Origin of the sequence: Rhizobium sp. M10 (assembly GCF_002531955.1) — a bacterium.
GTDB classification, from domain to species: domain Bacteria; phylum Pseudomonadota; class Alphaproteobacteria; order Rhizobiales; family Rhizobiaceae; genus Rhizobium; species Rhizobium etli_C.
This window is the reverse complement of sequence record NZ_NWTA01000005.1, coordinates 51,538-77,263: the sequence shown is the minus strand read 5'-3', so window position 1 is coordinate 77,263 and position 25,726 is coordinate 51,538. Positions and strand designations below refer to the sequence as shown.

Sequence of the window (25,726 nt, the reverse complement as noted above, 5' to 3'; positions counted from 1 at the left end):
GGACAGGTGGCGGAGATCAAGTCCCACGAGTTCGAGACCTTTCTGCAGAAATCGGCGCGGAACTACCGGATTTTCGTCATTTACGGGCCGGATCGGGGTCTGGTGTCCGAGCGCGCCGGCCAGCTCGCCGGCAAGACCGGCGTCGCGCTGGACGACCCTTTCTCGCTGACAAAACTCGATATCGCCGATCTGCAAAAGGATCCCGGGCGACTGGTTGACGAGGCCCAATCCATCGGGCTGTTCGGCGGCGAAAAACTCATCTGGATCCGCGGCGCCGCCAACGAGAAATACCTTGTCGATTCCCTGGCGCTCTTGGCTGAAAAACCGCTCGAGGCCGCCTATCTGATCGTCGAGGCCGGCGATCTGAAAAAGGGATCGCTGCTGCGCAAGACCGCGGAAGCCGCGCGAGCCGTCATGACGGTGCCGTCTTATGCCGACGACAGCCGCGCCTTGAACGGCTTGATCGATGCTGAACTCGGGGTGGAAAAGCTCGGTATTACACCGGCGGCGCGCCAGGCGCTGATCGCACTGATCGGCGGCGATCGTATCGCTTCACGCAATGAAGTGCGCAAGCTCGCCCTTTACTGCCGCGGCCTCGATACGGTCGAAGAACATCACGTTACCGAAATAATCGGCGATGCCAGCGCGATCTCCGTTGATGATGCCGTCGACGCCATCCTCGGCGGCGACCTCAACGGCTTCCTCCATGCCATGCAAAAGATCAGCAGTTCGAAAACAGCGATCTTTCTCGTGCTGCAGGCCTGTTTGAAGCAGTTCCAGCTTCTGGATACCATGCGTGCAGAGATGGAAGACAAGCGCCTGCAGGCGCCGCAGGTGATGCAGACAATGGGACGGCATCTGCATTTTCGCCGCAAGCCGATCCTCGAGCAGGCGCTTCGCCAGTGGTCCGCGGAAAGCATCGCGCGTGAATCCAACCGTCTGCAGGCCGCCATTCTTCAGAGCCGGCGTCGGCAGGTGCTGGAAGACAGCGTTGCGATGCAGACACTGCTCTCCACCACCCTGCAATCCGGTCGCAAGTCGGCGTGATTATCGCCGTTCCAGCAAGCGGCAGACTTCCTCGAGCTGCTCGAGCGACTTGTAGGAAATTTTGATCTGGCCGCCGCTCGTTTTGTGATTGATTGACACCTCGAGCCCGAGGGCATCGGACAGCGTGCGTTCCAGCGCCAGCGTATCCGAGTCCTTTTGATCGCGGCGCGAGGCCGTCTGCTGCGGCTCCGATTGCGCCTTGATATTGTTCTGCGCCAGCTTTTCGGCATCACGCACCGACATGCCCTTGGCAACGATTGTGCGGGCAAGGCTTGCCGGATCGGGTGTCGACACCAGCGCACGCGCATGTCCGGCCGAAAGACTGCCGGCGGCCAGCAGATCGCGAACCGGATCCGGCAGTTTCAGCAAACGCAGCGAATTGGCGACATGACTGCGGCTCTTGCCGATAATTTCGCCAAGATCGTTCTGGGTATAGCCATATTCCGCGATAAGCTGCTCATAGCCCAACGCCTCTTCAAGAGGATTGAGATCCGCGCGCTGCACGTTTTCGACAATGGCAATCTCCAGCGCCGTTTTATCGTCGACGTCGCGGATAATGACGGGGATCTCGATCAGGCCGGCAAGCTGCGCTGCGCGCCACCGCCGTTCGCCGGCGATGATTTCATAGCGGTCCCGCTCCATCGTTCGCACCACGATCGGCTGCACGATGCCGTGCTGGCGGATGGAGCTGGCAAGATCGTGCAATTCGGTGTCGTCGAAAAAACGACGGGGGTTGCGGGGGTTGCGACTGACGAACTCGATCGGGATCATCCGGTCGGCGCTGACGGTTCGTTCAGCCTCCACCGGAACAGGTTGATCCATTTCACCAATCAGCGCCGCAAGGCCACGGCCCAATCGCCTTTTCGATATATCGTCATTCATGATCTACACTCACCTGCATCCTGAAATGATTTTACGCAGCCAGCCTCTGGCGCTCCCGCTGAATGACCTCGGAGGCCAGCTGCAGATAGGCCTGGCTGCCCGCGCATTTCAGATCATAGAGAATGGCCGGCTTGCCGTAGGACGGCGCCTCGGACACCCGGACATTGCGCGGAATTAACGTATGGTAAACCTTCTCGCCGAGATGCGTGCGCACATCATTGACCACCTGTTGGGCAAGATTATTGCGCGCATCGAACATCGTCAGGACGATGCCCTGGATATCCAGCCGCGGGTTGACCGTCCGGCGCACCTGACTGACGGTTTCGAGCAGCTGGCTCAGCCCCTCGAGCGCGAAAAATTCGCACTGCAGCGGCACCAGCACCGAATGGGCCGCTGCCATGGCATTCATCGTCAGCAGGTTGAACGAAGGCGGGCAATCGAGAAGAATATAGGAAAACGCCATGGCTTCAGCGGACGACAGTGCCTTCCGCAATTTAAAGACACGATCGCTCTGCTGCGAGATCTCCATCTCGATGCCGAGCAGATCCATGGTCGACGGCACGATGAAGAGGTTGGGAACCGCAGTTTCCAGCGTCACCTCGCTGATCCCGCGCTCTCCGACCATCAGGTCGTAGGAGGAAAGTTTGCGATCGCGACGGTCGATGCCGAGGCCGGTGCTGGCGTTGCCCTGCGGATCGAGATCCACGATCAGGACGCGCTCGCCGATAGCGGCCAGCGCTGTTGCCAGGTTGATGGCGGTGGTCGTTTTGCCAACGCCACCCTTCTGATTTGCGATGGTGATTATCCGATGTCGTTCGCCAGCCATTGCCGCAATATCCGATCTGTTAAACCAAGCGCCGGAGATTCGATATTTCCAAAATAACAGATTCCTGCTCGACGGCGCTCTTATGTTCTAACAGATCGAATTCCCACCGGCCACGTGCTTCGTCGATTTCCCTCAGGTAATCCCGGCCTTTATGAAAAAACCCACGACAATTTTCCTTGCCAAGCATCCAAGGCGCTGCATAGCCGATCAGCCCGTCGAGGTCGGCGAGTGCTCTGGCTGAAATCGCATCACACTCGCCGATCTCGGCATGGGCATCCTCGATTCGAATGGCATGAACGCTCCCGCGTGCATTTGTCTCCCGCAGTGCGGTTCGCAAAAATGCTGCCTTTTTGTGGTTGCTTTCGACAAGATGCACCCACCCATCCTGCAGTTCCGCCAGGAAGATCGCGGTGATCACGCCGGGAAAGCCGCCGCCGCTGCCGAGATCGACCCAGCGAACCGGCTCGGGGTAAATCTGGAAAATCTGGCTGCTGTCGGCGATATGACGCCGCCACAGATCATCGAGCGTCGATGGCGCTACGAGATTGATGGCCTTTGCCCATTTCTGAAAGAGTGCCGCAAACTGTTGGAGTCGTGCCTGTGTTTCACGTGAAACACGCAAACCGTTCAATTCCATTCTCAAAGACTCTCAAATCTTGTGTTAGGCAGTTTGACGCTCTGCACCGCTCCGCCGGCGCAAATGCACCAGCAACAGCGCGATAGCGGCCGGCGTCATGCCCTCGACAATGGCTGCCTGCGCGACGTTGAACGGGCGGGCCGCACTAAGCTTCGTCTTGAGCTCGTTCGACAAGCCGGAAAGCGCAGAATAGTCGAAATCATCAGGGATACGCCGCTCCTCGTCGCGCTGCTGGTCGGCAATGGCCGCCGCCTGCCGGTCGAGATAAACGGAGTAGCCCGCTTCGATCTCCAACGCCTCGGCAACCGTCGGTCGGATCGCGCCGAGGGCATCCGGCCAGACCTGCCGGAGGGCGGCAAAGTCGTAATCCGGGTAGGACAACAAATCATAGGCCGTCCGGCGCTGACCATCCAGATTGATGTTCAGGCCGGCGCGCCGCGCTTCATTGGGAGTCACCGTCAGCGACATCAGTTGGGCGCGCCCGGCGTCGACTTCCGCTTGATAGGCCGTGAATCGCCGCGCGCGCGCGCTGCTGACGCAGCCAAGCCGCATGCCCAGCGGTGTCAACCGAACATCGGCATTATCGGCCCGCAGAGTCAGACGATACTCCGCGCGCGACGTAAACATCCGATACGGTTCCGTAACGCCTCGCGACGTGAGGTCATCGATCATAACCCCAATGTAAGAATTCGCCCGGCTAAAATGGAACGGATCCGAATCGGTGCTTCGCAGTGCAGCATTCAAGCCCGCCGCCAGCCCCTGCGCCGCTGCTTCCTCATAACCGGTGGTCCCGTTGATCTGGCCGGCGAGAAACAGGCCTCTCAACCGCTTGACTTCAAGCGATGGCGTCAGCTGCCGCGGGTCGACATGATCATACTCGATGGCATAACCCGGCTGGAGGATCCGCGCTGTTTCGAGTCCGGGAATGGTCTTGATGAATTCCGCCTGGACCTCGGCCGGCAGCGACGTCGAAATGCCATTCGGATAGACCGTATCGTCGTCGAGGCCCTCGGGCTCGAGAAAGACCTGATGGCCATCGCGTTCGCCGAACTTGACCAGCTTGTCCTCGATGGATGGGCAGTAACGCGGCCCGACACCTTCGATTTGCCCGGAATACATGGCCGAACGCTTGATATTGTCTACGATGATCCGGTGTGTCGCTTCGGTCGTCCGGGTGACGCCACATTCGATCTGCCGCGTCGTGATCGAATCCGTCATGAAGGAAAAGGGCACGAGATCCTCGTCCGCACCCTGCCGACCGACGGACTGCCAGTCGATCGTCTTGCCGTCCAGCCGGGCCGGCGTGCCCGTCTTCAATCGCCCGAGGCGCAGCCCCAGCCGGGCCAGAGTCGCCGACAGCCCGAGCGAAGGGGGTTCGCCGACACGGCCGGCGGGTGTCTTTTCCGAACCGATATGGATCAGACCGCGCAGAAAGGTGCCGGTCGTCAACACGACTGCCGGCGCTTTCAGCCGCCGGCCATCCTTCATGATCACGCCGGCAACACGGTTATCGACGACGTCGAGATCGAATGCGTCACCTTCGACGATATCCAAGCCTGGTGTCGCTTCGATCGCCGCCAGCATCGCCAGTCGATACAGCTTGCGATCCGCCTGCGTTCGCGGACCGCGGACGGCCGCACCCTTCTTCCGGTTCAGCATTCTGAACTGGATACCGGCTAGATCGGCGACCCGGCCCATCAGACCGTCCATCGCGTCGATCTCGCGGACCAGATGTCCCTTGCCAAGCCCGCCAATCGCTGGATTGCAGGACATGACACCAATCGTGTCTCGCCTGTGGGTGACCAAGGCGGTTTTCGCCCCGAGGCGCGCAGCTGCACTGGCAGCCTCCGTGCCCGCATGGCCGCCGCCGATCACAATCACATCATAGACATTGCCGGTCATCTCAAACTCCAACTCGGCGGGGTTTCACGTGAACTCGGGCGACAGCCTCAAGAAGGTTTCACGTGAATCATTTGCCGATACAAAACTCCGAGAAGATCACATCGAGCAGCTGCTCGACATCAACCCGCCCGGTAATCCGTCCCAAATACTCAGCCGCCAGGCGAAGCTGCTCCGTGCGCAGTTCGAGATTCGTCTCGCTCTGCGAGATTGCCGCATCGAGCGCTGCCAAACATTTCGCCAGCGAATCCTTATGCCGCTGTCGGCTCGGGATCGCCATAGACAGGCCATCAAACCGCTCTTTGACGACGCGCCCGATCAGCGCCCGCAATTCCGGCAGGCCTTCACCGGTTGCCGTCGAAATCCGCAGATCATATCGATCGGAGCCAGTCTCGATGAGATCCTTCTTCGTTCCGACCCTAACATGCGGCAAAGCCTGGTCCAAGTCGGCAGGAATAACGGGATCGCTCACATCGACCAGCAACAACACAAGATCGGCATCGCGAAGCGCAACCCGCGCCCGCCGCACGCCTTCCATCTCGACCCGGTCGTCCGCCTCACGCAGACCGGCCGTGTCATAGAGTTTGACAAGATAGCCGTCAATGTCGAGATCGACCTGCAGGACGTCACGGGTGGTTCCGGCAATATCCGTGACGATGGCGACGTCACGTCGGGCGAGAGCATTCAGCAGGCTCGATTTTCCCGCATTCGGCGCGCCGGCGATCACCACCTTAAGGCCGTCCCTGATAATCTCGCCCGCCGAAGCCGCGTCGAGATGATGGCGGATATCATTGCGAAGGCGATCCATATCGGCCCAGACCATATCCGACACCGATCCCGGGACATCATCCTCGTCGGCAAAATCGAGTTCCGCTTCGATCAAGGCGCGCGCGCGGGTCAATCGTTCCGCCCACGAATCATATACTGCCGAGACGCCACCAGCGCTGTGTTCCACGGCCAGGCGGCGCTGCATCTCGGTCTCAGCCCCGATGAGATCGGCCAGGCCCTCGACCTCGACCAGATCAAGCTTGCCGTTTTCGAAAGCGCGTCGGGAAAACTCGCCTTCAATCGCCATACGAACACCGGGAGTATCACCCAACACCTGAAACAGCGCTGCCAGGACGGCCTTGCTGCCATGGATCTGCAGCTCGGCGACATCCTCGCCGGTAAACGAGTTTGGAGCGGGGAAAAACAGTACCAGACCGCTATCGATCGGCTGGTTGTTACGTGCCCGAATCGTTCGGTAGGAAGCCAGCCGATCAGGCGGCACTGACCCGACCAGCCTGGTTAGCAGGTCTCTGGTCAACGGACCGCTGATGCGAATGACCGAAACACCCGAGGGCGGGGCGCCACTCGACAGCGCATAAATCGTATCATCCACCATGGCCACGCGTCCGCCTGTCAGTTCGAATCCGAATCAATTCCTCTCAAATAAAAAGCTGGCGACATCGAGGCGATGCGCCAGCTCTCAAAAGATGAATCCGGCTAAGGATCAGGTATTCATCGAGTCGAAGAAATCAGAATTGTTCTTCGTCTGCTTCAGCTTGTCGATCAGGAATTCAATCGCATCGGTGGTGCCCATCGGAGCGAGGATACGGCGAAGAACGAAGATCTTCTGCAGATCCTGGCGTGGAACGAGCAGGTCTTCCTTACGCGTGCCGGACTTGAGGATGTCCATCGCCGGGAAGATGCGCTTGTCGGCGACCTTGCGGTCGAGGACGATTTCCGAGTTGCCGGTACCCTTGAACTCTTCGAAGATCACTTCGTCCATGCGGCTGCCGGTATCGATCAGCGCCGTTGCGATGATGGTCAGAGAACCACCTTCTTCGATGTTGCGCGCGGCGCCGAAGAAGCGCTTCGGCCGTTGCAGCGCGTTGGCGTCGACACCACCCGTCAGCACCTTGCCGGAGGAGGGGACGACCGTGTTGTAGGCGCGCCCGAGGCGTGTGATCGAATCGAGCAGAATGACGACGTCGCGGCCATGCTCGACGAGACGCTTGGCCTTTTCGATGACCATTTCGGCCACCTGGACGTGACGCACCGCCGGTTCGTCGAAGGTGGAGGAAATGACCTCGCCGCGGACGGAACGCTGCATGTCCGTCACTTCCTCCGGACGTTCGTCGATCAGAAGGACGATGAGATAGCATTCCGGGTGGTTGGCCGTGATCGAATGGGCGATGTTTTGCAGAAGGACGGTCTTACCGGTGCGCGGCGGCGCGACGATCAATCCGCGCTGGCCCTTGCCGAGCGGCGCCACGAGATCGATCACGCGGGGCGACAGATCCTTGGAGGTCGGAATATCAAGTTCCATCTTGAAGCGCTCATTCGGATAGAGCGGCGTCAGATTGTCGAAATGAACCTTGTGACGGATCTTTTCCGGATCGTCGAAATTGATGGTGTTGACCTTCAGCAGCGCGAAATAGCGCTCGCCTTCCTTCGGTCCACGGATCGGTCCCTCGACGGTGTCGCCTGTCTTCAAAGAGAAACGGCGGATCTGCGACGGCGAGATATAAATATCGTCAGGGCCGGGCAGGTAGTTGGCGTTGGCCGAGCGCAGGAAGCCGAAGCCGTCCTGCAGCACTTCGACCACCCCTTCGCCGATGATCTCCACATCCTGGCTGGCCAGCATCTTGAGGATCGCAAACATCAATTCCTGTTTGCGCATCGTGCTTGCATTCTCGACCTCGAGCGATTCGGCAAAAGCCAGAAGATCCGTCGGGGATTTGCTCTTAAGTTCCTGAAGCTTCATTTCAGCCATGAAGTGACCAATACTCTTTTCATTTTCGAAGGGGAAAGGCGATGTTGGGTCGTATTCGGTACTGCGAAAGGGGCTCGCAGACGACTGAACTCTTCACACATGCCACGTAGATGAGATGCGCGGAAAATAGCGAGTCGCAATCGCCGCCGCAAGGGGGCTGATTAAAATGAAGCAAATTTAACCTGAGGAAGATTTTCCTCAGAACGGCTTCACCACCACGAGGATCACGATCAGGATCATCAGCAGTGTCGGCGCCTCGTTCATGAACCGCCAATAGCGTGCCGAGCGGCGATTTTCGTCGCGCTCGAACGCGCCGACCGCACGCCTGAAGAACATATGAACAGCGGTCAGCAGCACGACCAGACCGATCTTGGCATGCAGCCAGCCGCCCTGGAATCCATAGACCGACCAGGCGAGATAAAGACCGAAGATCCAGGTCAGCATCATCGCCGGTGTCATGATGATCCGCAGCAGCCGGCGCTCCATCACCTTGAAGGTCTCCGACTGCACCGAGCCCGGCTCCGCGTCGGTGTGATAGATGAACAGCCGCGGCATGTAGAACAGTCCGGCCATCCAGGAAATCACCGCGATGATGTGAAGCGCCTTGATCCAGAGATAGAGATTGTCGGGGTTCCAGGCGAAAAGCCCGACCGCCATCAGCGCGAAGAAGGCCAGCGCAAAATGGGCACGGCGCCGGGCATAAGCGCCGGGTTTCCGATCCGTCTGCCTTTCCGTCGTCACTTCGCGCCCCGCACGCGTTCGACCAGCTGACGCACATGGTCCGGATCGGCCTGCGGCGTGATGCCGTGGCCGAGATTGAAGATCAGCGGTCCATGGCCGAGATGCTGCAGAATATCATCGATACCCTCTTCCAGCGCCCGGCCGCCGGCAACGACGCGCATCGGATCGAGATTGCCCTGCACCGGTCCATCCTTCTGAAGTTCGGCGGCAAAGGCCAATGGAACCGACCAGTCGAGGCCGATCGCATCGGCACCGGTCTTCTGACGATAGGATTTCAGCTGATAGCCGGCCCCCTTGGCGAAGGCGATGATGCGCGCATGCGGGCGCTGCGACTTGATCGACGCGATCATCCGCGCAACCGGCCTGATCGCGAAGGCTTCGAACTCCTTCTCCCCGAGAACCCCAGCCCAGGAATCGAAGATCTGGACGGCATCGGCGCCGGCGTCGATCTGGGCGACGAGATAGTCTGCCGATACGTCGGCAAGCAGCATCAGCAGATGTTCGAAAGCGCGGGGATATTTGTAGGCGAAGAGACGGGCAGGGGCCTGATCCGGCGTGCCGTGTCCGGCGATCATATAGGTCGCAACCGTCCAGGGCGCGCCGCAGAAGCCGAGCAGGGTCGTCTCATCGGGCAACGCCGCCCGCAACCGTCGCACCGTTTCCAGAACCGGTCTGAGATAGGCGACGACCTCTTCCCCGTTCAATCGCCCGATCCCGGCTTCATCGATCGGATCCATCTCCGGCCCATGCCCTTCAGTGAACCGGACATTCCGTTTCATTGCATCGGGGATGACCAGAATATCGGAAAACAGGATGGCCGCGTCGAAGCCATAACGGCGGATCGGCTGCAGCGTCACCTCGACGGCGTAATCGGGCGTGTAGCAGAGATCGAGAAAACTTCCGGCCTTTGCCCGTGTCTCTCTGTATTCCGGCAGATAACGTCCCGCCTGCCTCATCAGCCAGAGAGGAGGAGGGCTCAGGCTTTCGCCATCGAGAACCCTCATGATCTTTCGGCGCGTGTCGCTCAAGCGCTTCTTCCCTATAAAAAATCAAAGATATTTTAAAAGGTTTCTATTTCTTAGAGTCGGTGTCTATCAAGGATTAAAATCCATCCACTGCCGATGCCATTTGTCGCGCGTCCGCTATACAACTCGAAAAGAATTTTCCGATTCTGCGAAATTTCGGGGAGAAGGCGAATCCGGAAATGATTCCAAAATCTTGCTCGGCAAGCAATTTTCTCCTTCCTGTGGATAAGTTGTGGGGCTTTCGTCGACAAACCGATTTCGTCCCCATCCTCCACAGGACCTGGCAAAACCAGTCCGCAAAATCCGAAATGTGGATAAGGCGGCGTGTTTTCCCTTGCCCGAGGCAGCCTCGCCGCCTTAGCTCTCCATCATCCAGTGTTTTCAACAGGCAGCGGAAAATAGCGTGGAGAACAGAACGAACTTCTTTCATCTGCATCTGATTTCTGACTCGACGGGAGAGACTCTGATCTCTGCCGGCCGCGCCGCCTCGGCGCAGTTCCGATCGGCTCAGCCGATCGAGCACGTCTATCCGCTGATCCGCAACCGCAAACAGCTGCTGCCGGTTCTACAGGCGATCGACGATGCGCCCGGCATCGTGCTCTACACCATCGTCGACCGGGAACTGGCGAGCCTGATCGACGAGCGCTGCACCGAAATGGGCGTCGCCTCGGTCAATGTGCTGGAGCCGGTCATGAATGCGTTTCAGATCTATCTCGGCGCTCCGTCGCGTCGCCGGGTCGGAGCCCAGCATGTGATGAATGCCGGCTACTTCGCCCGCATCGAAGCGCTGAATTTCACCATGGATCACGACGACGGCCAGATGCCGGACGATTACAACGATGCCGATGTCGTCATCATCGGCATCAGCCGGACGTCCAAGACACCGACGAGCATCTATCTCGCCAATCGCGGCATCAAGACGGCCAACATTCCGATCGTCTACGGCGTGCCATTGCCCGAGAGCCTGCTTGTCGCGACCAAACCCCTGATCGTGTGCCTGATCGCCACCACCGACCGCATCTCCCAGGTGCGGGAAAACCGCATCCTCGGAGCGACCCAAGGCTTCGATCGCGAACACTATACCGATCGCGCCGCGATTTCCGAGGAGCTGAAATATGCCCGCTCGCTTTGCGCCCGTCACAACTGGCCGCTGATCGACGTGACCCGCCGCTCGATCGAGGAAACCGCCGCGGCAATCGTTGCCCTGCGCCCGAAGCTGCGCTAAGCGCTGACGGAAAGCCGGCACTCCGAGGAACCTATGACAACAAAAATCATCCTTGCATCGTCGAGCCCGTTTCGCCGGATGCTGATGGAAAATGCCGGTCTGTCCTTCGAGGCGCATGCCGCAAGGATCGATGAAAGGGCGCTGGAAGCGCCCTTGGAAAAAGCCGGCGCGACGCCGGATGCCGTTGCCCTCGCGCTCGCCAGGGCCAAGGCCGAGGATGTCAGCCGCCGTTTTTCGGACAGCCTGGTTATCGGTTCGGATCAGACGATGTCGCTCGGCGACCGCGTCTTCCACAAGCCGAAGGACATGGCCGACGCGGCGAGCCATCTTCAAGCCCTGTCGGGAAAAACGCATCGATTGAACAGCGCCGTAGCCATCGTTACCAATGGCGTGGTCCTGTGGGAACATCTCGCCCATGCGGAGCTGGCGATGCGACCGCTGACGACGGATTTCATTGCCGGGCATCTGGCGCGGGTCGGCGACAGAGCGCTTTCGAGCGTCGGCGCCTATCAATTGGAGGGACAGGGCATTCAGCTCTTCGAGAAAATCGAAGGTGATTATTTCACCATCCTCGGCCTGCCGATGCTGCCGCTTCTGAAGAAATTGCGCGAACTCGGAGCGATCGATGGGTGATTCACGTGAAACATTCGGGCCGAAAGCGTTTGTCACCGGCTTTCCGGTCAAGCATTCGCGCTCGCCGTTGATCCACGGATATTGGTTGAAGACGCTCGGCCTGCCGGGCAGCTACCGCGCTCACGAAGTTGCACCGGGGGCCTTTGCCGATTTCATCGCTTCACTGAAGGATGGCAGTTCCGGCTTTGCCGGCGGCAATGTCACCATTCCCCATAAGGAGTTGGCCTTCCGCCTCGCCGACGAACCGGACGCGCTGTCAGGCGAACTCGGCGCGTCGAACACGCTGTGGCTGGAGGATGGCCTTCTCCATGCGACAAATACCGATGGCCGCGGTTTCACTGCCAATCTTGACGAACGCCATCCGGGCTGGGACCGGCATGACACGGCCGTGATCTTTGGCGCCGGCGGCGCCAGCCGGGCCGTCATCCAGGCGGTTCGCGACCGCGGCTTTAAGACAATTCACGTCGTCAACCGTACGGTCGAACGGGCCCGCGAACTGGCCGACCGCTTTGGCTCGAAGGTTCACGCCCATCCGGCCGGGGCGCTTGCCGAGGTCATGAAAGGCGCCGGCCTCTTTATCAACACCACGTCGCTCGGCATGGATGGCGAGGCGGCACCGCAGCTCGATTTCACCCCTCTTGCGGCCGATGCCGTCGTCACCGATATCGTCTATGTGCCGCTGAAGACGCCGATCCTGGCGCAGGCGCAAGAGCAGGGCTTTGCGATCGTCGATGGTCTCGGCATGCTGCTGCATCAGGCCGTGCCGGGCTTCGAGAAATGGTTCGGCAAGCGCCCGGTCGTCGACGCCGCACTGCGTGCACTGATCATTGCGGATATGGAAGCACACTGATGCTGAAGATCGGATTGACCGGCTCGATCGGAATGGGAAAGTCGACGGCCGGCAAGCTCTTTGCCGAGGCCGGGATCCCGCTGAACGATTCGGATGCCGTGGTCCACGATCTCTATGCCGGCGAGGCTGCCCCGCTGGTGGATATCGCCTTTCCCGGCACGATGAAGGACGGCGTGATCGACCGGCACGAACTCGGCCGCCAGCTGGCGCTCGATCCCGACGGCTTCAAACGGCTGGAGGCGATCGTTCACCCGCTGGTCCGCAAGCGCGAGACGGAATTTCTGGCGCACCACCGCGCCGCCGGCGCCGAGATGGTTCTGCTCGATATCCCGCTGCTTTTCGAAACCGGCGCCTGGGAAAGGGTGGATGTCATCGTCGTCGTCAGCACCGATCCACAGATTCAGCGTCAGAGGGTGCTTGCGCGCGAAGACATGACCGAGGAAAAATTCGACATGATTCTCTCTCGCCAGACGCCGGATGCAGAAAAGAGGCGCCGTGCCGATTACCTGATCGACACCAGCCACAGCATTGAGCAGACGAGGAAACGGGTGCTTGAGATCGTCGCCGATCTGAAAATACGAATTGCCAAGGGAGATTTCCGGAATGCGTGAGATCATTTTCGATACGGAAACCACCGGCCTCGACAACCGGATGGACCGCATCATCGAAATCGGCGGCATCGAACTCTTCAATCACTTCCCGACCGGCAACACGCTTCATATCTACATCAATCCGGGAGATCAGAAGGTCCATCCGGATGCGCTCGCCGTGCACGGCATTACCGACGAATTCCTGAAGGACAAGAAAGCCTTCGCCGAGATCGCCGAGGAAATTCTCGCCTTTTTCGGCGATGCCAAATGGATCGCCCATAATGCTACCTTCGACATGGGCTTCATCAATGCTGAATTTGCGCGAATCGGTTTGCCGCCGATCCTGCCGGAACGGGTGGTCGATACACTGTCCATGGCGCGGCGCAAACATCCGATGGGACCAAATTCGCTCGACGCGCTTTGCCGGCGTTACGGCGTCGACAATTCGCACCGCGCCAAACACGGCGCGCTTCTCGACTCCGAACTGCTGGCCGAAGTCTATATCGAAATGATCGGCGGCCGGCAGGCGGCCCTTGGCCTCGGCCTATCGGGCCAATCCGGCCAGACGGCGCGCGGCGGAATGGCGATGGAAGATGATGGCGTGATAGCAGCGGTGCTTGAGCGGCCCCGCCCGCTTGCGCCCCGCCTCAGCCAGGCCGAAGCGCAGGCGCATGAGGCACTGGTCGCCAAGCTCGGCGAAAAAGGCATCTGGTCGAAATTCGGCAGCCCGCCGGCGTGATTCCTTAAATTTCAGATGCGCAGCGCTGAATTGAAAATGCCCGGGACTTGCCCGGGCATCCGCATGTCAGAACCGAAGGAATTCGATCAGTTCGGAACGGCCTGAACCTTGGCGCGGGCCTGCTCTTCGGCAACGCGCTGGGCGAACATCTGCGTGAAGTCGATCGGATCGATCATCAGCGGCGGGAAGCCGCCGTTGCGGGTGACGTCGGCGATGATCTGACGGGCGAAGGGGAAGAGCATGCGCGGGCATTCGATGAAGAGAACCGGCAGCATGTGCTCCTGCGGGAAGCCGGCAACGCGGAAGACGCCGCCATAGACGAGTTCGGTATGGAACACCGTCTTGTCATCGTCCTTGGCTTCGGCATTCAGCGACAGCACGACATCGAAATCCGTGTCGGAAAGCGGATTGGCGTTGACGTTCACATTGATGTTGATCGTCGGTGCCTTGTCGCGGGCCTGCAGCGAACGCGGCGCACCCGGATTTTCGAAGGACAGATCCTTCGTATATTGCGCAAGGATCGAAAGGGTGGGGTTGGTCGCACCGTTGCTGTTGTTGTCGTCTGCCATTGGCTTTTCCTCGAAGGGCATGGGAATGGTGCCGCCATCTAACATTTCGGGGAGGGGCTTACAACCCTGGGCGCTGGGCGCAGTTGCTCGGTCGAACCACCTCAATCACCGAGATGTTTGCCGGACCACGGCGAGTTGCGATCCGGCTGCCTATGATAATCCTCCTCGTCGAGATCCACCACCTTCGAATTCCGGTTGCCGTCGCGGAAATCCGGTTTCGGGCCGGCGGAAAAGCCACGCTCGGCGTTGACGACGACAAAGCGCTTGGCGATCGAGCGCCAGACGAGATCGCGCACCGGCGGAATAAGAATGAGGATTGCGATGATATCGGTGACGAAGCCGGGAATGATCAGAAGCAGCGCGGCGATGACGTTCATCGCCGGCTTCAGCAATTCGCTACCGGGCATCACGCCGTTTCGTCCTTCGCTCGACATGCGGCGCAGGATACCGATGCCCTGCCGGCGCAGCAGGACCACGCCGAAAACAAAGCTCGCTACGACGAGCGCAAGTGTCAGCGCCAAGCCGAGCGCCCGGCCGACGACGACGAAACCGGCAATTTCGCCAAGCGGCAGCAGCAGAATGAAAGCCGGCAGGATTGAAAAACGCATGGTCGTCATGTCCCGGACTGGCCGGTCTCCTCTTGGCGCCGGCGAAGATGCCAGCCATCATTTGAATCATCTGTATAGGCGGACTATATGGGAGTACAAATCAGAGATGTTAACGGCGGCTGCGATACGATATGAGTTCGAACGACTTCATCACATTATTCTTCCTGGTGGCGGCGGTGCTGATTTTCTTTCAGCTCCGCTCCGTGCTCGGCCGCCGCACGGGAAACGAGAAGCCGCCGCGCGATCTCTATACGCCGCGGGACGCCGCACCTGCCGAAGCCGCCGATGCCGGCAAGGTCGTGACGCTGCCGCGGCGTGATGCGACGGCCGAGGACGAAGATCGCTTCGCCGCCATCGATGCCGTTGCCGCGCCCGGAACGCCGCTCAACGAATCGCTGCGCGCCTTGAACAAGGCCGATCCCTCCTTCAATCCGAAGGAGTTTTTGAACGGCGCCCGCATGGCCTATGAAATGATCGTCATGGCCTATGCCGACGGCGACCGGAAAACGCTGAAGAACCTGCTGTCCCGCGAGGTCTATGACGGCTTCGATGCGGCGATCGGCGAGCGCGAAGCCCGCGGTGAGAAAGTGAAGTCCACCTTCGTCGGCATCGACAAGGCCGAAATCACCCATGCCGAGACGAAGGGCAGCGAAGCGCAGATCACCGTGCGCATCGTCAGCCAGCTGATATCGGCCACTTACGACAAGGCGGATGCGCTGATCGAAGGCGATGCCGAGAACGTCGCCGAGGTCAATGACCTCTGGACCTTCGCCCGCGATACCCGCTCGCGCGATCCGAACTGGAAACTTGTGGCGACCGAATCGGAACATGAGTGACCACGCATCGGACTTCGTCCTGCAGGCCGTAAGCTTCGACACTTTGGAAGGCTGGAAGGATGATGATCCCTCCGGCCTTTTTGAAGTCATGCGATGCTGTCGGCGCCAGATCACCGAGGTCAAACCCTACCGCGCCGGCTCGCTCGGCCTGAGCTCGGAAGATTTGCTTCCGCTTCTGATCGCCGCTGAAGATTTCGCACCGTCCTCTCCCGCATCGGCACGCGGCTTTTTCGAAACACACTGCCGGCCATTCCTGATCCGCCGCAAGGATGGCAATCCCGGCTTCGTCACCGCCTTCTACGAGCCCGAGATCGAGGTATCAGAAACGCCGGATGACGTTTTTCGTTTTCCCTTCTATCGCCGTCCGGACGATCTGATCGATCTCGACGACGGCAATCTCCCGGCCGAACTGGACGAGGCCTATGCGTTCGGCCGCCGCCATGATGACGGCCGCATCGGCGCCTATCCGGATCGCCGTGCGATCGACCAGGGTTTTCTTGAAGGCCTCAGCCTTGAAATCGCCTGGGCGAAGTCGAAGGTCGATGTCTTCTTCGTGCATGTGCAGGGCGCCGCCCGGCTGCGCTACAGAAATGGCCGGATCGGCCGGATCACCTACGCGGCGAAGGCCGGCCATCCCTTCTCGGCGATCGGCAAACTGCTGATCGAGCGCGGAGAAATCGACCGAGCCGAGATTTCGATGCAGTCGATCCGCGCCTGGCTGGCGCGCAATCCCGAGCAGGTGGACGAAGTGCTATGGCACAACCGCTCCTATATTTTCTTCCGGGAAGCGGCGGTCGCCGATCCTGAGGCCGGTCCGATCGCGGCCGCCAAGGTGCCGCTTCTTGCCGGCCGCTCGCTGGCCGTCGACCGGCTGATCCATACCTTCGGCTTTCCCTTTTTCATCCGCGCCGAAAGCCTCACGCATCTCGACGATGGCCGGGCCTTCGGCCGGCTGATGCTGGCGCTCGATACCGGCTCGGCGATCGTCGGGCCGGCGCGCGGCGACATCTTCACCGGCTCGGGGGATATGGCGGGAGAACGAGCCGGCACCGTCCGCAACGACGCCGATTTCGCCATCCTCATTCCTAACGCCGCCGCCGGACGATTCGACTGATGGCCAAGGATCGCAAGCTCAGTGCCGATGAAAGGATCCTCTGGGGCAAGGTTGCCCGCAGCACGCGGCCGATGCCCGGCAAGGCAGGTGAGCTCAGCGAACTCGATACCTTTCTCGCCGAGACGGAAGCGGCGGCGGAACGGGAGAAGGCCGAAAAGCAGCTGCCCGCCTCGTTTACGCCGGACCAGCCGGCAACGCCGTCGGCGTCGAAACGGCCGGCCGGGGTGCATCATCCGCTGGAAAAGCCGGTCAAGCGCAAGATCGCCAAGGGCCGGCTGGCGCTGGAGGCGCGCATCGACCTGCACGGCCTGGTGCAAAGCGAGGCCCATGTCATCCTTCTCGATTTTCTGATCCGCGCCCACGAGCGCGGCATGCGCCACGTGCTTGTGATCACCGGCAAGGGCAGTTCGATGGGCAGCGCCGGTGCGCTGAAGCGGGCCGTGCCGCTCTGGTTCTCGAAGCCGGAATTCCGCTACCTGATTTCGTCCTATGAACAGGCCGCACAGCATCATGGCGGTGAGGGCGCGCTCTATATCCGTCTGGCGCGGCGGCATGGGGAAAGGCCATGACCCCCTTCGGCGAGGCGGTTCGCCGGCTGAGGGCGCGCAAGGGCGTCTCGCAGAAGGAGATGGCGGAAGCGCTGAACGTCTCTCCCGCTTATCTCTCGGCGCTCGAACATGGCAAGCGCGGTCTGCCGACATTCGATCTGCTGCAGCGCATCGCCGGCTATTTCAACATCATCTGGGACGAGGCCGAGGAACTGTTCCTGCTCGCCCGTTCCTCCGACCCGCGCGTCGTCATCGACACCTCGGGCCTGCCGCCGGAATATACCGAATTTGCCAACCGGCTGGCCCGGCGGATCCGCGAGCTTGACAGCGCTGAGATCGCCCGGTTATCGGCTCTTCTAGAAAATGGCGGCAAAGGCGACGGAAAAGCGTCATAATCCCCTGTTTTATGGCTTGTTCAGGGGACTTGCCATTGGGAACCGGGCTCAAAAAACCTATATACGAGGGTGAAGAAAGCCGGTGATTCGCAAGGCGCGCCGCCGCTTTACGACAACAGGGAAAATCTCGACAGAATGAGCGATACATCCGCGACGGAAAACGGCGTAAGCACCGAATATGGCGCAGATTCCATCAAGGTCCTGAAGGGCCTCGATGCCGTGCGCAAACGCCCCGGCATGTATATCGGCGATACCGACGACGGCTCCGGCCTGCATCACATGGTCTATGAAGTCGTCGACAACGCGATCGACGAAGCGCTGGCCGGCCATGCCGACATCGTCACCGTCAGCCTCAATCCGGATGGTTCGGTGACCGTCACCGATAACGGCCGCGGCATCCCGACCGACATCCACACCGGTGAAGGCGTGTCGGCGGCCGAGGTCATCATGACGCAGCTGCACGCCGGCGGCAAATTCGACCAGAATTCCTACAAGGTCTCCGGCGGTCTGCACGGCGTCGGCGTTTCCGTCGTCAACGCGCTTTCCGTCTGGCTGAAACTAAAGATCCGCCGCCATGGCAAGATCCATGAAATGAGCTTCACCCATGGCGTGGCCGATGCGCCGCTGAAGGTCACGGGCGAGGCGCCAGACGAGACCGGCACCGAAGTGAGCTTCATGCCGAGCAGCGAAACTTTCACCATGACGGAATTCGACTACGGCACGCTGGAACATCGCCTGCGCGAACTCGCCTTCCTCAACTCGGGCGTCCGCATCCTGCTGACCGACAGGCGCCATTCCGATATCAAGCAGGAAGAGCTACGCTATGACGGCGGCCTCGAGGCCTTCGTCGCCTATCTCGACCGCGCCAAGAAGCCGCTCGTTGACAAGCCGGTCGCCATCCGCGGCGAAAAGGACGGCATCACCGTCGAAGTCGCGATGTGGTGGAATGACAGCTATCACGAGAACGTGCTCTGCTTCACCAACAATATTCCCCAGCGCGACGGCGGCACCCATATGGCCGGCTTCCGCGCGGCCTTGACGCGCCAGGTGGTTTCCTATGCCGACAATTCCGGCATCACCAAAAAGGAAAAGGTGACGCTGCAGGGCGAAGATTGCCGCGAAGGTCTGACCGCGGTTCTGTCGGTCAAGGTGCCTGATCCGAAATTCTCCTCGCAGACCAAGGACAAGCTCGTTTCCTCGGAAGTCCGTCCTGTTGTCGAAAGTCTGGTCAACGAGGCGCTGAGCACCTGGTTCGAAGAGCATCCGAGCGAAGCCAAGATCCTCGTCGGCAAGGTCGTCGAAGCCGCCGCCGCCCGCGAAGCAGCCCGCAAGGCCCGCGAATTGACCCGCCGCAAGGGCGCCCTCGATATCGCCTCGCTGCCCGGCAAGCTTGCCGACTGCTCCGAGCGCGATCCGGCAAAATCCGAAGTTTTCCTGGTCGAGGGCGATTCCGCCGGCGGCTCTGCCAAGCAGGGGCGGTCGCGCGAAAACCAGGCGATCCTGCCGTTGCGCGGCAAGATCCTCAACGTCGAACGCGCCCGTTTCGACAAGATGCTGTCGAGCCAGGAAATCGGCACGCTGATCACCGCCCTCGGCACCGGCATCGGCAAGGACGAGTTCAACGTCGAAAAGCTGCGCTACCACAAGATCATCATCATGACGGACGCCGACGTCGACGGCGCTCATATCCGCACCCTGCTGCTTACCTTCTTCTTCCGCCAGATGCCGGAGCTGATCGAGCGCGGCCATCTCTATATTGCTCAGCCGCCGCTCTATAAGGTCGCTCGCGGCAAGTCGGTGCAGTATCTGAAGGACGAAAAGGCGCTCGAGGAATATCTGATCGCCCAGGGCCTGGAAGATGCCGCGCTGAAGCTCGGCAGCGGCGAAGTCCGCACCGGCCAGGATCTGCGCGAAGTCATCCTCGATGCGCTGCGCATGCGCGCTTTGCTCGACAATCTCCATTCGCGTTACAATCGTGCAGCCATCGAACAGGCGGCAATCGCCGGCGCCCTCAATGCCGAACTCGTCAGCGACCGGGCGAGAGCGCAGGCATTGGCGAGCGAGGTGGCAAGCCGTCTCGACATCATCGCCGAGGAAACCGAGCGCGGCTGGCAGGGCGATCTGACCAGCGATGGCGGCCTGCGCCTCGAGCGTATGGTCCGCGGTGTCAAGGAAATCGTCGTGCTCGACATGGCGCTGATCGGCTCCTCCGACGCCCGGCACATCGATCAGCTGACGTCACGTCTCAAGGAAATCTACCAGACGCCGCCGTCGCTGCATCGGCGCGAAGGCGACATCGAGATTTCGGGGCCGCGCGCCCTGCTTGACGCGATCTTCGCCAGCGGCCGCAAGGGCCTCTCAATGCAGCGCTACAAGGGGCTTGGCGAAATGAACGCCGAACAGCTCTGGGAAACGACGCTCGATCCGAACGTCCGTTCGCTGCTGCAGGTCAAGGTCGCGGATGCCACCGATGCCGACGGTCTCTTCGCCCGCCTGATGGGTGACGAGGTCGAGCCGCGGCGCGAATTCATCCAGGACAATGCCTTGAGCGTCGCAAACCTCGATATCTGATCCATATTTTTTCAGCAAAAGGCCCCGCTGTCCTCGAACCGCGGGGCCTTTTGTTTGTCCGGTTTCGCTCAGTTCGCGACGAAACGGCCGTTGAAGGCGACTTCGGAGAGCGGCTTGCGCTGGCTGGGGAATTCGCGCGCCTGGTTGCGTTCGGAAAGGACACCCTTATCGGCCAGGCGGCCGACGGCGACACCCGCTTCGACCCTGTACCCCGCGGGAATGCCGAACGTCTTCATGATGTCTTCGTGTTTGATGCCGCCCATGCCATGGGCGTAGAAACCGGAGAGGCGCGCCTGCAGCGCCAGGTGGCCCCATGCCGCGCCGGCATCGAAGGAATGCGTGTAGCTCGGCTTTTCCTCGCCGGAACTGGCAGCTCCGGTGAAGCTGCGCGACACGACGAAGATCAGCGCTGATGCATTCTTCGCCCATTCCTGATTGGCATCGACGAGCAATGCGACGAATTTCTCCCAATGTTCTGAACCTTTCAGGGCATAGACGAAGCGCCAGGGCTGCTGGTTGGAAGAAGACGGCGCCCAGTGGGCGGCGTCGAGCAGGCTGAGAAGCTGTGCCTCCTCGATGATCTCGCCGGTGAAGGCGCGCGGCGACCAGCGATCGAGAAACATCGGATCGATCGGATATTGGGATTCGCGGTTATTGCTCTTCGTCATGCATGTTCCGGGGTCGGGGGGCAGAATTTCGGATCAGGTTCGGGTCAGTCCGTCCAGACGATGTCGAGTTCCTCGCGAAAGGCGAAGCGCTTCAGGTGATCGTCGATGACGCCCTGCATCCTTGCCTGCTGGGCGGGATCGGCGACGGAAAGCATTATGGTCAGGCCCGCATCATCGGCGGCAAAGGTCACCTCAGCACTGTCGCTGAACGGAACCCGGCCCCTGTGCGGGTCGAAATCGACGCTGAACTTGTGGCTCCAATGTTTGCAAAGCTGCTGCAGATAGCGGCTCGCATGTTCGGTGCGCACGGTTGCCTTGGAGAGGTGCATGTCGAACTCCATCTCATCTTGCACTGCAGAAAAGTCATATTCCTGCCTTGCAGCGCTTTGCAAGCGCAGTGTCGTCACAGTTGCGGTGCACAGACTGTCTTCATAAAAGCAACCTCACGCCGGCGTCGAAGCAGGATAAGGAACCCTTCAGTCAATCGATCGGAGAGTTGCGCATGCTGGTGAAGGGAAAATGGACGGAAGACTGGCAGCCCGTTCAGGCAAAGGATGAAAAGGGTGGTTTCGTCAGACAGGTCTCGAGTTTCCGCAACTGGGTGACGCCGGACGGCAGCGCGGGGCCGACGGGCGAGGGCGGTTTTAAAGCCAGTGCCGGCCGCTACCATCTCTATGTCGCTTATATCTGCCCCTGGGCCTCGCGCACCCTGATCGGCCGCATGCTCAAGGGTCTGGAAGAGGTCATCTCCGTTTCCGTTGTCGAACCGGTGCTGACAAAACAGGGCTGGCGCTTCGGCGACTATCCCGGTGCGACGCAGGATCACGTCAACGGCACGACCTATATGCATGAAATCTACACACGGGCGGCGCCGGATTTCACCGGTCGGGCCACCGTCCCGGTTCTCTGGGACAAGCAGGCTCAGACCATCGTCAACAACGAATCCGCCGATATCCTGCGGATGCTGAACGACGGCTTCGGCGATCTGGCAAAACATTCGATCGATCTCTACCCCATGGAGAAACGCAGCGAGATCGATGCTTTCAACGACCGCATCTATCCCGCCCTCAACAACGGCGTCTATCGCGCCGGTTTCGCCACCACGCAGATCGCCTACGAGGAAGCTTTCGCCGATGTCTTCTCCTGCCTTGACTGGGTCGAACCGCAGGTCGAGGGCCGGGCGTTTCTCTTTGCCGATCATCCGACGGAAAGCGATATCCGGCTTTTCGTGACGCTGGTGCGCTTCGATGCCGCCTATCACGGCATCTTCAAATGCAATCTGCGCCGGCTGTCGGATTATGCCAATCTGCGCGCCTTCTGCCGCCGCATGCTCGATTGGCCGGGCATCGCTCAGACGGTCAATCTCGATCATATCAAGCGCGGCTACTACTCGGTGGAAAGCCTTAATCCGACGAAGATCGTTCCCGCCGGTCCTGACTTGTCTGAAATTTTCTAGAAGGCCGTACCGCTTCCCGGCAAAGCCGTAATGACACCGATGAATAATTCGTTCATAGGTGATCGCAACTTCGTTTTTGATGAGGAGGAATTCCATGAAGCTGATGCGTGTTGGCGAAACAGGTCGGGAAAAACCGGCACTTCTCGATGCCGATGGCAAAATCCGCGATCTCTCCGGTCATGTCGCCGATATCGGCGGCGAGGCAATCTCGCCGGCGGGCCTGGCAAAGATCGCGGCGATCGATCCGAACAGCCTTCCCGAACTCAGCGCTGGCCGCATCGGCGCTTGCGTTGCCGGCACCGGCAAATTCATCTGCATCGGCCTCAATTTCTCCGACCACGCCGCCGAAACCGGCGCCACCGTGCCGCCGGAGCCGGTGATCTTCATGAAGGCGACGTCGGCCATAACAGGCCCGAACGACACCGTTCTCATCCCGCGCGGTTCGGAAAAGACCGATTGGGAAGTCGAACTCGGCGTTGTCATCGGCAAGACCGCGAAATATGTCAGCGAAGCCGACGCGCTCGACTACGTCGCCGGTTACTGCGTGTCGCACGACGTTTCCGAACGCGCCTTCCAGACGGAACGCGCCGGTCAGTGGACCAAGGGCAAGTCCTGCGACACGTTCGGACCGATCGGCCCCTGGCTTGTGACCAAGGACGAGATCGCCGACCCGCAGAACCTCGGCATGTGGTTGAAGGTCAACGGCCAGACGATGCAGAACGGCTCCTCGAGGACGATGGTCTACGGCGTCGCCCACATTGTTTCCTATCTCAGCCAGTTCATGTCGCTGCATCCGGGCGACGTCATCTCGACGGGCACGCCGCCCGGTGTCGGCATGGGCATGAAGCCGCCGCGCTATCTCCGGGACGGCGATGTCGTCGAGCTCGGCATCGAAGGCCTCGGCAGCCAGAAGCAGAGCTTCGTCGCCGATCGTTAACGACACTCATTACGCTGAAGCTTAAGCTTTCAGTTCTATGGTGATGCCAGGGATCAACACTCTGGCATTTCCTGTGCAGGTTCGGCACGTCCATGTTGCTGTGCAACAAAAACCTGTTAGTCTGCGTTACGTGCCAGCGTGCGGAAAGATTCGATGTCTATCAATCGACGTCATCTTTTCGATAGAGAAAGGCGGCGCCTTGTATGTTTTATCAGCTTTATGAATTGAATCATGCTGCCATGGCGCCGTTTCGCGCCGCGGCGGATATCATGCGTTTTGCCTATGCCAATCCGCTGAACCCGTTTGCCCACACCCCGTTCGGCCGCACGATGGCGGCAAGCCTCGAAATGTTCGAGCGCACGACACGCCGCTACGGCAAGCCGGAATTCGGCTTGAAGCAGACGACGATCGAGGACCAGACGGTTTCCGTGCGTGAAGAGGTCGTCTGGTCGCGCTCTTTCTGCAATCTGCTGCATTTCGCGCGGAACGTTCCGCCCGGCCGCGCGAGCGACCCGCGCATCCTGATCGTGGCGCCGATGTCCGGTCACTATGCGACGCTATTGCGCGGCACGGTCGAGGCGCTGTTGCCGAGCGCCGATGTCTACATCACCGACTGGATCGACGCCCGTATGGTGCCGATGACGGAAGGCACGTTCGATTTCGACGATTATGTCGATTACATCATCGAGATGCTGCATTTTCTTGGTCACGACACCCATGTGATCGCCGTCTGTCAGCCCTCCGTCCCGGTGCTGGTCGCAGCCGCGGTGATGGAGGAAGCCAACGATCCGCTCTCGCCATCCTCGATGACGCTGATGGGCGGCCCGATCGATACGCGCATCAATCCGACCGCCGTCAACAAGCTCGCCCAGGAACGGTCGCTGCAGTGGTTTTCCGACAATGTCATCATGAATGTTCCCTGGCCGCAGCCGGGCTTCATGCGGCCTGTCTATCCGGGATTCCTGCAGCTTTCGGGCTTCATGTCGATGAACCTCGACCGGCACCTCGTCGCCCACAAGGAATTCTTCATGCACCTCGTGAAGAACGACGGCGAACCGGAAAAACATCGCGATTTCTACGACGAATATCTGGCGGTGATGGATTTGACGGCCGAATTCTACCTGCAGACGGTCGAGCAGGTCTTCATGAAGCATTCGCTCCCGAAGGGCGAATTGATGCATCGCGGCAAACGCGTCGATGCCGCGGCGATCCGCAACGTCGCGCTTCTGACCGTCGAAGGCGAGAATGACGACATCTCGGGCGTCGGCCAGACCAAGGCGGCGCAAACCATCTGCGTGAACATTCCCGAAGATATGCGCATGCATTATCTCCAGCCGGATGTCGGCCATTATGGTGTTTTCAATGGCTCGCGTTTTCGCCGCGAGATCGCGCCGCGCATCGTCAATTTCGTCCGCCAGCATTCGCGTGCCGCGGTCAAGCGCCGCCCGGTGCCGCGCGTCATCAAGGGCGGCCGGACGGCGTAAATCAGGGCCAGCTGAATTAGAAAAATGGATTCAAGACCTTGTCCGATTTTGCGGGCAATCGTCTTGAAGCCTGCTATTGCGGTAACCACATCGATTTCAGCGTTCGGCATCTTGCCGGGCGCAGAACGCGAGGATACCGCACGATGAACCAGTCAGCATTGCTTCGACCGGATTGGACTCCGGCTACCATTGCCCTGATGATTCTCGGCTTCATGGTTTTCTGGCCTCTGGGTCTGGCCATGCTTGCCTACATCATCTTCGGCGAGCGTCTGCGCGGCTTCAAGCGCGACGTAAACCAGGCGACCGACGGCTTCTTTGCCTCCTGCCGCCGTTCGCATGGCCATCACCGGCCGCATTTCTCGACCGGCAATGTCGCCTTCGACGACTGGCGCAAGGCTGAACTCGACCGGATCGAGGAAGAGCGCCGCAAGCTCGACGAAATGCGCGAGGAATTCGATACCTATATGCGCGAACTTCGCCGCGCCAAGGATCAGGAAGAGTTCGATCGTTTCATGCGTGACCGCAGGAATGCCAAGCGCGACGATAACGGCGGCCCGGTCGCGGAATTTCAGACGCCGTAAGCGGTTGAGTGATGAAGCGATGACCGGCATCTTGACCGATGCCGGTTTTTCCATGTCTGCCCGCCGGGCAATCGTTTAGATTCGCCGGCGAATCGTATAGAAAACAC

Annotated in this window: 27 protein-coding genes; 15 read left to right on the top strand and 12 right to left on the bottom strand. The window is 60.2% G+C overall.

The window, feature by feature from the left end:
* Positions 1-6: 6 nt before the first annotated feature.
* Complete coding sequence (holA, locus tag CO671_RS09985) at positions 7-1,047, top strand: DNA polymerase III subunit delta (RefSeq protein WP_097605797.1); 1,041 nt, start codon at positions 7-9, stop codon at positions 1,045-1,047.
* Here the strand turns inward: holA and CO671_RS09980 are convergent, their stop codons facing one another.
* From CO671_RS09980 to hemE, 8 genes are all read right to left on the bottom strand, one after another.
* Positions 1,048-1,929 carry a ParB/RepB/Spo0J family partition protein gene (locus CO671_RS09980; RefSeq protein ID WP_038692102.1) on the bottom strand — a complete coding sequence of 294 codons (882 nt, stop codon included), beginning with the start codon at positions 1,927-1,929 and terminating at the stop codon, positions 1,048-1,050.
* A gap of 31 nt (positions 1,930-1,960) precedes the next feature.
* Entirely contained in the window at positions 1,961-2,755 is a 795-nt protein-coding gene (locus tag CO671_RS09975) for a ParA family protein (protein WP_038692104.1), read from the bottom strand.
* Positions 2,756-2,774: 19 nt separating this feature from the next.
* Complete coding sequence (gene rsmG / locus CO671_RS09970; protein ID WP_097605796.1) at positions 2,775-3,392, bottom strand: 16S rRNA (guanine(527)-N(7))-methyltransferase RsmG; 618 nt, start codon at positions 3,390-3,392, stop codon at positions 2,775-2,777.
* A 24-nt stretch (positions 3,393-3,416) separates the two neighbouring features.
* The gene (mnmG, locus tag CO671_RS09965; protein WP_097605795.1) at positions 3,417-5,294 is read right to left on the bottom strand and encodes a tRNA uridine-5-carboxymethylaminomethyl(34) synthesis enzyme MnmG; all 1,878 of its coding nucleotides are present in this window, start codon (positions 5,292-5,294) and stop codon (positions 3,417-3,419) included.
* A 67-nt stretch (positions 5,295-5,361) separates the two neighbouring features.
* Positions 5,362-6,681, bottom strand: a complete 1,320-nt coding sequence (gene mnmE, locus CO671_RS09960; RefSeq protein ID WP_170964958.1) for a tRNA uridine-5-carboxymethylaminomethyl(34) synthesis GTPase MnmE — start codon at positions 6,679-6,681, stop codon at positions 5,362-5,364.
* A 102-nt stretch (positions 6,682-6,783) separates the two neighbouring features.
* Positions 6,784-8,049, bottom strand: a complete 1,266-nt coding sequence (rho, locus tag CO671_RS09955; protein ID WP_003571435.1) for a transcription termination factor Rho — start codon at positions 8,047-8,049, stop codon at positions 6,784-6,786.
* Between the two features lie 198 nt (positions 8,050-8,247).
* On the bottom strand, positions 8,248-8,790 hold the full coding sequence (gene hemJ / locus CO671_RS09950) for a protoporphyrinogen oxidase HemJ (protein WP_097605793.1): 543 nt from the start codon (positions 8,788-8,790) through the stop codon (positions 8,248-8,250).
* Positions 8,787-9,818, bottom strand: a complete 1,032-nt coding sequence (gene hemE / locus CO671_RS09945; protein ID WP_097605792.1) for a uroporphyrinogen decarboxylase — start codon at positions 9,816-9,818, stop codon at positions 8,787-8,789. The genes hemJ and hemE overlap by 4 nt, the downstream gene beginning before the upstream one ends.
* Positions 9,819-10,218: 400 nt before the next feature.
* Here hemE and CO671_RS09935 point away from each other — a divergent pair, with 400 nt between their 5' ends.
* Genes CO671_RS09935 through dnaQ form a run of 5 tightly spaced genes read left to right on the top strand, consistent with a single transcriptional unit; the run spans position 10,219 to position 13,852 of the window.
* On the top strand, positions 10,219-11,040 hold the full coding sequence (locus CO671_RS09935; RefSeq protein ID WP_037115893.1) for a pyruvate, water dikinase regulatory protein: 822 nt from the start codon (positions 10,219-10,221) through the stop codon (positions 11,038-11,040).
* Between the two features lie 33 nt (positions 11,041-11,073).
* Positions 11,074-11,673 (top strand): Maf-like protein, encoded by a 600-nt coding sequence (locus tag CO671_RS09930; RefSeq protein ID WP_097605791.1) that lies wholly within the window; start codon positions 11,074-11,076, stop codon positions 11,671-11,673.
* A complete protein-coding gene (locus CO671_RS09925; RefSeq protein WP_097605790.1) occupies positions 11,666-12,523 on the top strand; it encodes a shikimate dehydrogenase in 858 nt (285 codons plus the stop codon). The genes CO671_RS09930 and CO671_RS09925 overlap by 8 nt, the downstream gene beginning before the upstream one ends.
* Positions 12,523-13,134, top strand: a complete 612-nt coding sequence (gene coaE / locus CO671_RS09920) for a dephospho-CoA kinase (RefSeq protein WP_097605789.1) — start codon at positions 12,523-12,525, stop codon at positions 13,132-13,134. The genes CO671_RS09925 and coaE overlap by 1 nt, the downstream gene beginning before the upstream one ends.
* On the top strand, positions 13,127-13,852 hold the full coding sequence (dnaQ, locus tag CO671_RS09915; RefSeq protein WP_097605788.1) for a DNA polymerase III subunit epsilon: 726 nt from the start codon (positions 13,127-13,129) through the stop codon (positions 13,850-13,852). Before coaE ends, dnaQ begins: the two co-directional genes overlap by 8 nt.
* Positions 13,853-13,938: 86 nt before the next feature.
* Here dnaQ and secB read toward each other — a convergent pair whose 3' ends face one another.
* Together secB and CO671_RS09905 are read right to left on the bottom strand one after the other, a co-directional pair.
* Positions 13,939-14,421: a protein-export chaperone SecB gene (gene secB / locus CO671_RS09910; RefSeq protein ID WP_037115887.1), complete on the bottom strand. Its 483-nt coding sequence runs from the start codon at positions 14,419-14,421 to the stop codon at positions 13,939-13,941.
* Between the two features lie 101 nt (positions 14,422-14,522).
* Positions 14,523-15,029, bottom strand: coding sequence for an FxsA family protein (locus CO671_RS09905; RefSeq protein ID WP_097605987.1), 507 nt, complete (start codon positions 15,027-15,029; stop codon positions 14,523-14,525).
* Positions 15,030-15,160: 131 nt separating this feature from the next.
* On the opposite strand from CO671_RS09905, the gene CO671_RS09900 reads away from it, so the two are divergent.
* The 5 genes from CO671_RS09900 to gyrB all read left to right on the top strand — a co-directional run bounded on the left by CO671_RS09900 (position 15,161) and on the right by gyrB (position 20,493).
* Positions 15,161-15,865 (top strand): Tim44/TimA family putative adaptor protein, encoded by a 705-nt coding sequence (locus tag CO671_RS09900; protein WP_010030215.1) that lies wholly within the window; start codon positions 15,161-15,163, stop codon positions 15,863-15,865.
* Positions 15,858-16,979 carry a murein transglycosylase A gene (locus tag CO671_RS09895; protein WP_097605787.1) on the top strand — a complete coding sequence of 374 codons (1,122 nt, stop codon included), beginning with the start codon at positions 15,858-15,860 and terminating at the stop codon, positions 16,977-16,979. Before CO671_RS09900 ends, CO671_RS09895 begins: the two co-directional genes overlap by 8 nt.
* Positions 16,979-17,548 (top strand): Smr/MutS family protein, encoded by a 570-nt coding sequence (locus CO671_RS09890; RefSeq protein WP_097605786.1) that lies wholly within the window; start codon positions 16,979-16,981, stop codon positions 17,546-17,548. Before CO671_RS09895 ends, CO671_RS09890 begins: the two co-directional genes overlap by 1 nt.
* Positions 17,545-17,922: a helix-turn-helix transcriptional regulator gene (locus CO671_RS09885; RefSeq protein ID WP_010030279.1), complete on the top strand. Its 378-nt coding sequence runs from the start codon at positions 17,545-17,547 to the stop codon at positions 17,920-17,922. Before CO671_RS09890 ends, CO671_RS09885 begins: the two co-directional genes overlap by 4 nt.
* Before the next feature lie 135 nt (positions 17,923-18,057).
* Positions 18,058-20,493, top strand: a complete 2,436-nt coding sequence (gene gyrB / locus CO671_RS09880; protein ID WP_097605986.1) for a DNA topoisomerase (ATP-hydrolyzing) subunit B — start codon at positions 18,058-18,060, stop codon at positions 20,491-20,493.
* Between the two features lie 68 nt (positions 20,494-20,561).
* Here the strand turns inward: gyrB and CO671_RS09875 are convergent, their stop codons facing one another.
* Both CO671_RS09875 and CO671_RS09870 read right to left on the bottom strand, forming a co-directional pair.
* The gene (locus CO671_RS09875; RefSeq protein WP_097605785.1) at positions 20,562-21,161 is read right to left on the bottom strand and encodes a nitroreductase family protein; all 600 of its coding nucleotides are present in this window, start codon (positions 21,159-21,161) and stop codon (positions 20,562-20,564) included.
* A 44-nt stretch (positions 21,162-21,205) separates the two neighbouring features.
* The gene (locus CO671_RS09870; protein ID WP_097605985.1) at positions 21,206-21,490 is read right to left on the bottom strand and encodes a DUF2218 domain-containing protein; all 285 of its coding nucleotides are present in this window, start codon (positions 21,488-21,490) and stop codon (positions 21,206-21,208) included.
* Between the two features lie 173 nt (positions 21,491-21,663).
* On the opposite strand from CO671_RS09870, the gene CO671_RS09865 reads away from it, so the two are divergent.
* The 4 genes from CO671_RS09865 (at position 21,664) to CO671_RS09850 (ending at position 25,619) form a co-directional block, all read left to right on the top strand.
* Positions 21,664-22,617, top strand: coding sequence for a glutathione S-transferase family protein (locus CO671_RS09865; RefSeq protein WP_097605784.1), 954 nt, complete (start codon positions 21,664-21,666; stop codon positions 22,615-22,617).
* A 94-nt stretch (positions 22,618-22,711) separates the two neighbouring features.
* A complete protein-coding gene (locus CO671_RS09860) occupies positions 22,712-23,554 on the top strand; it encodes a fumarylacetoacetate hydrolase family protein (RefSeq protein ID WP_097605783.1) in 843 nt (280 codons plus the stop codon).
* 203 nt (positions 23,555-23,757) lie between these two features.
* Entirely contained in the window at positions 23,758-25,038 is a 1,281-nt protein-coding gene (gene phaZ, locus CO671_RS09855) for a polyhydroxyalkanoate depolymerase (protein WP_097605782.1), read from the top strand.
* A gap of 143 nt (positions 25,039-25,181) precedes the next feature.
* Entirely contained in the window at positions 25,182-25,619 is a 438-nt protein-coding gene (locus tag CO671_RS09850; protein WP_097605781.1) for a DUF2852 domain-containing protein, read from the top strand.
* Positions 25,620-25,726: the final 107 nt, after the last annotated feature.

Excerpts from the sequence above, each read along its gene's own strand:
- CO671_RS09980 (WP_038692102.1), bottom strand. The coding sequence starts at position 1,929 with ATGAATGACGATATATCGAAAAGGCGATTGGGCCGTGGCCTTGCGGCG.
- CO671_RS09975 (WP_038692104.1), bottom strand. The coding sequence starts at position 2,755 with ATGGCTGGCGAACGACATCGGATAATCACCATCGCAAATCAGAAGGGT.
- rsmG (WP_097605796.1), bottom strand. The coding sequence starts at position 3,392 with ATGGAATTGAACGGTTTGCGTGTTTCACGTGAAACACAGGCACGACTC.
- mnmG (WP_097605795.1), bottom strand. The coding sequence starts at position 5,294 with ATGACCGGCAATGTCTATGATGTGATTGTGATCGGCGGCGGCCATGCG.
- rho (WP_003571435.1), bottom strand. The coding sequence starts at position 8,049 with ATGGCTGAAATGAAGCTTCAGGAACTTAAGAGCAAATCCCCGACGGAT.
- CO671_RS09930 (WP_097605791.1), top strand. The coding sequence starts at position 11,074 with ATGACAACAAAAATCATCCTTGCATCGTCGAGCCCGTTTCGCCGGATG.
- CO671_RS09925 (WP_097605790.1), top strand. The coding sequence starts at position 11,666 with ATGGGTGATTCACGTGAAACATTCGGGCCGAAAGCGTTTGTCACCGGC.
- coaE (WP_097605789.1), top strand. The coding sequence starts at position 12,523 with ATGCTGAAGATCGGATTGACCGGCTCGATCGGAATGGGAAAGTCGACG.
- dnaQ (WP_097605788.1), top strand. The coding sequence starts at position 13,127 with ATGCGTGAGATCATTTTCGATACGGAAACCACCGGCCTCGACAACCGG.
- secB (WP_037115887.1), bottom strand. The coding sequence starts at position 14,421 with ATGGCAGACGACAACAACAGCAACGGTGCGACCAACCCCACCCTTTCG.
- CO671_RS09905 (WP_097605987.1), bottom strand. The coding sequence starts at position 15,029 with ATGCGTTTTTCAATCCTGCCGGCTTTCATTCTGCTGCTGCCGCTTGGC.
- CO671_RS09900 (WP_010030215.1), top strand. The coding sequence starts at position 15,161 with ATGAGTTCGAACGACTTCATCACATTATTCTTCCTGGTGGCGGCGGTG.
- CO671_RS09895 (WP_097605787.1), top strand. The coding sequence starts at position 15,858 with ATGAGTGACCACGCATCGGACTTCGTCCTGCAGGCCGTAAGCTTCGAC.
- CO671_RS09890 (WP_097605786.1), top strand. The coding sequence starts at position 16,979 with ATGGCCAAGGATCGCAAGCTCAGTGCCGATGAAAGGATCCTCTGGGGC.
- CO671_RS09885 (WP_010030279.1), top strand. The coding sequence starts at position 17,545 with ATGACCCCCTTCGGCGAGGCGGTTCGCCGGCTGAGGGCGCGCAAGGGC.
- gyrB (WP_097605986.1), top strand. The coding sequence starts at position 18,058 with ATGAGCGATACATCCGCGACGGAAAACGGCGTAAGCACCGAATATGGC.
- CO671_RS09875 (WP_097605785.1), bottom strand. The coding sequence starts at position 21,161 with ATGACGAAGAGCAATAACCGCGAATCCCAATATCCGATCGATCCGATG.
- CO671_RS09870 (WP_097605985.1), bottom strand. The coding sequence starts at position 21,490 with ATGCACCTCTCCAAGGCAACCGTGCGCACCGAACATGCGAGCCGCTAT.
- CO671_RS09865 (WP_097605784.1), top strand. The coding sequence starts at position 21,664 with ATGCTGGTGAAGGGAAAATGGACGGAAGACTGGCAGCCCGTTCAGGCA.
- CO671_RS09860 (WP_097605783.1), top strand. The coding sequence starts at position 22,712 with ATGAAGCTGATGCGTGTTGGCGAAACAGGTCGGGAAAAACCGGCACTT.
- phaZ (WP_097605782.1), top strand. The coding sequence starts at position 23,758 with ATGTTTTATCAGCTTTATGAATTGAATCATGCTGCCATGGCGCCGTTT.
- CO671_RS09850 (WP_097605781.1), top strand. The coding sequence starts at position 25,182 with ATGAACCAGTCAGCATTGCTTCGACCGGATTGGACTCCGGCTACCATT.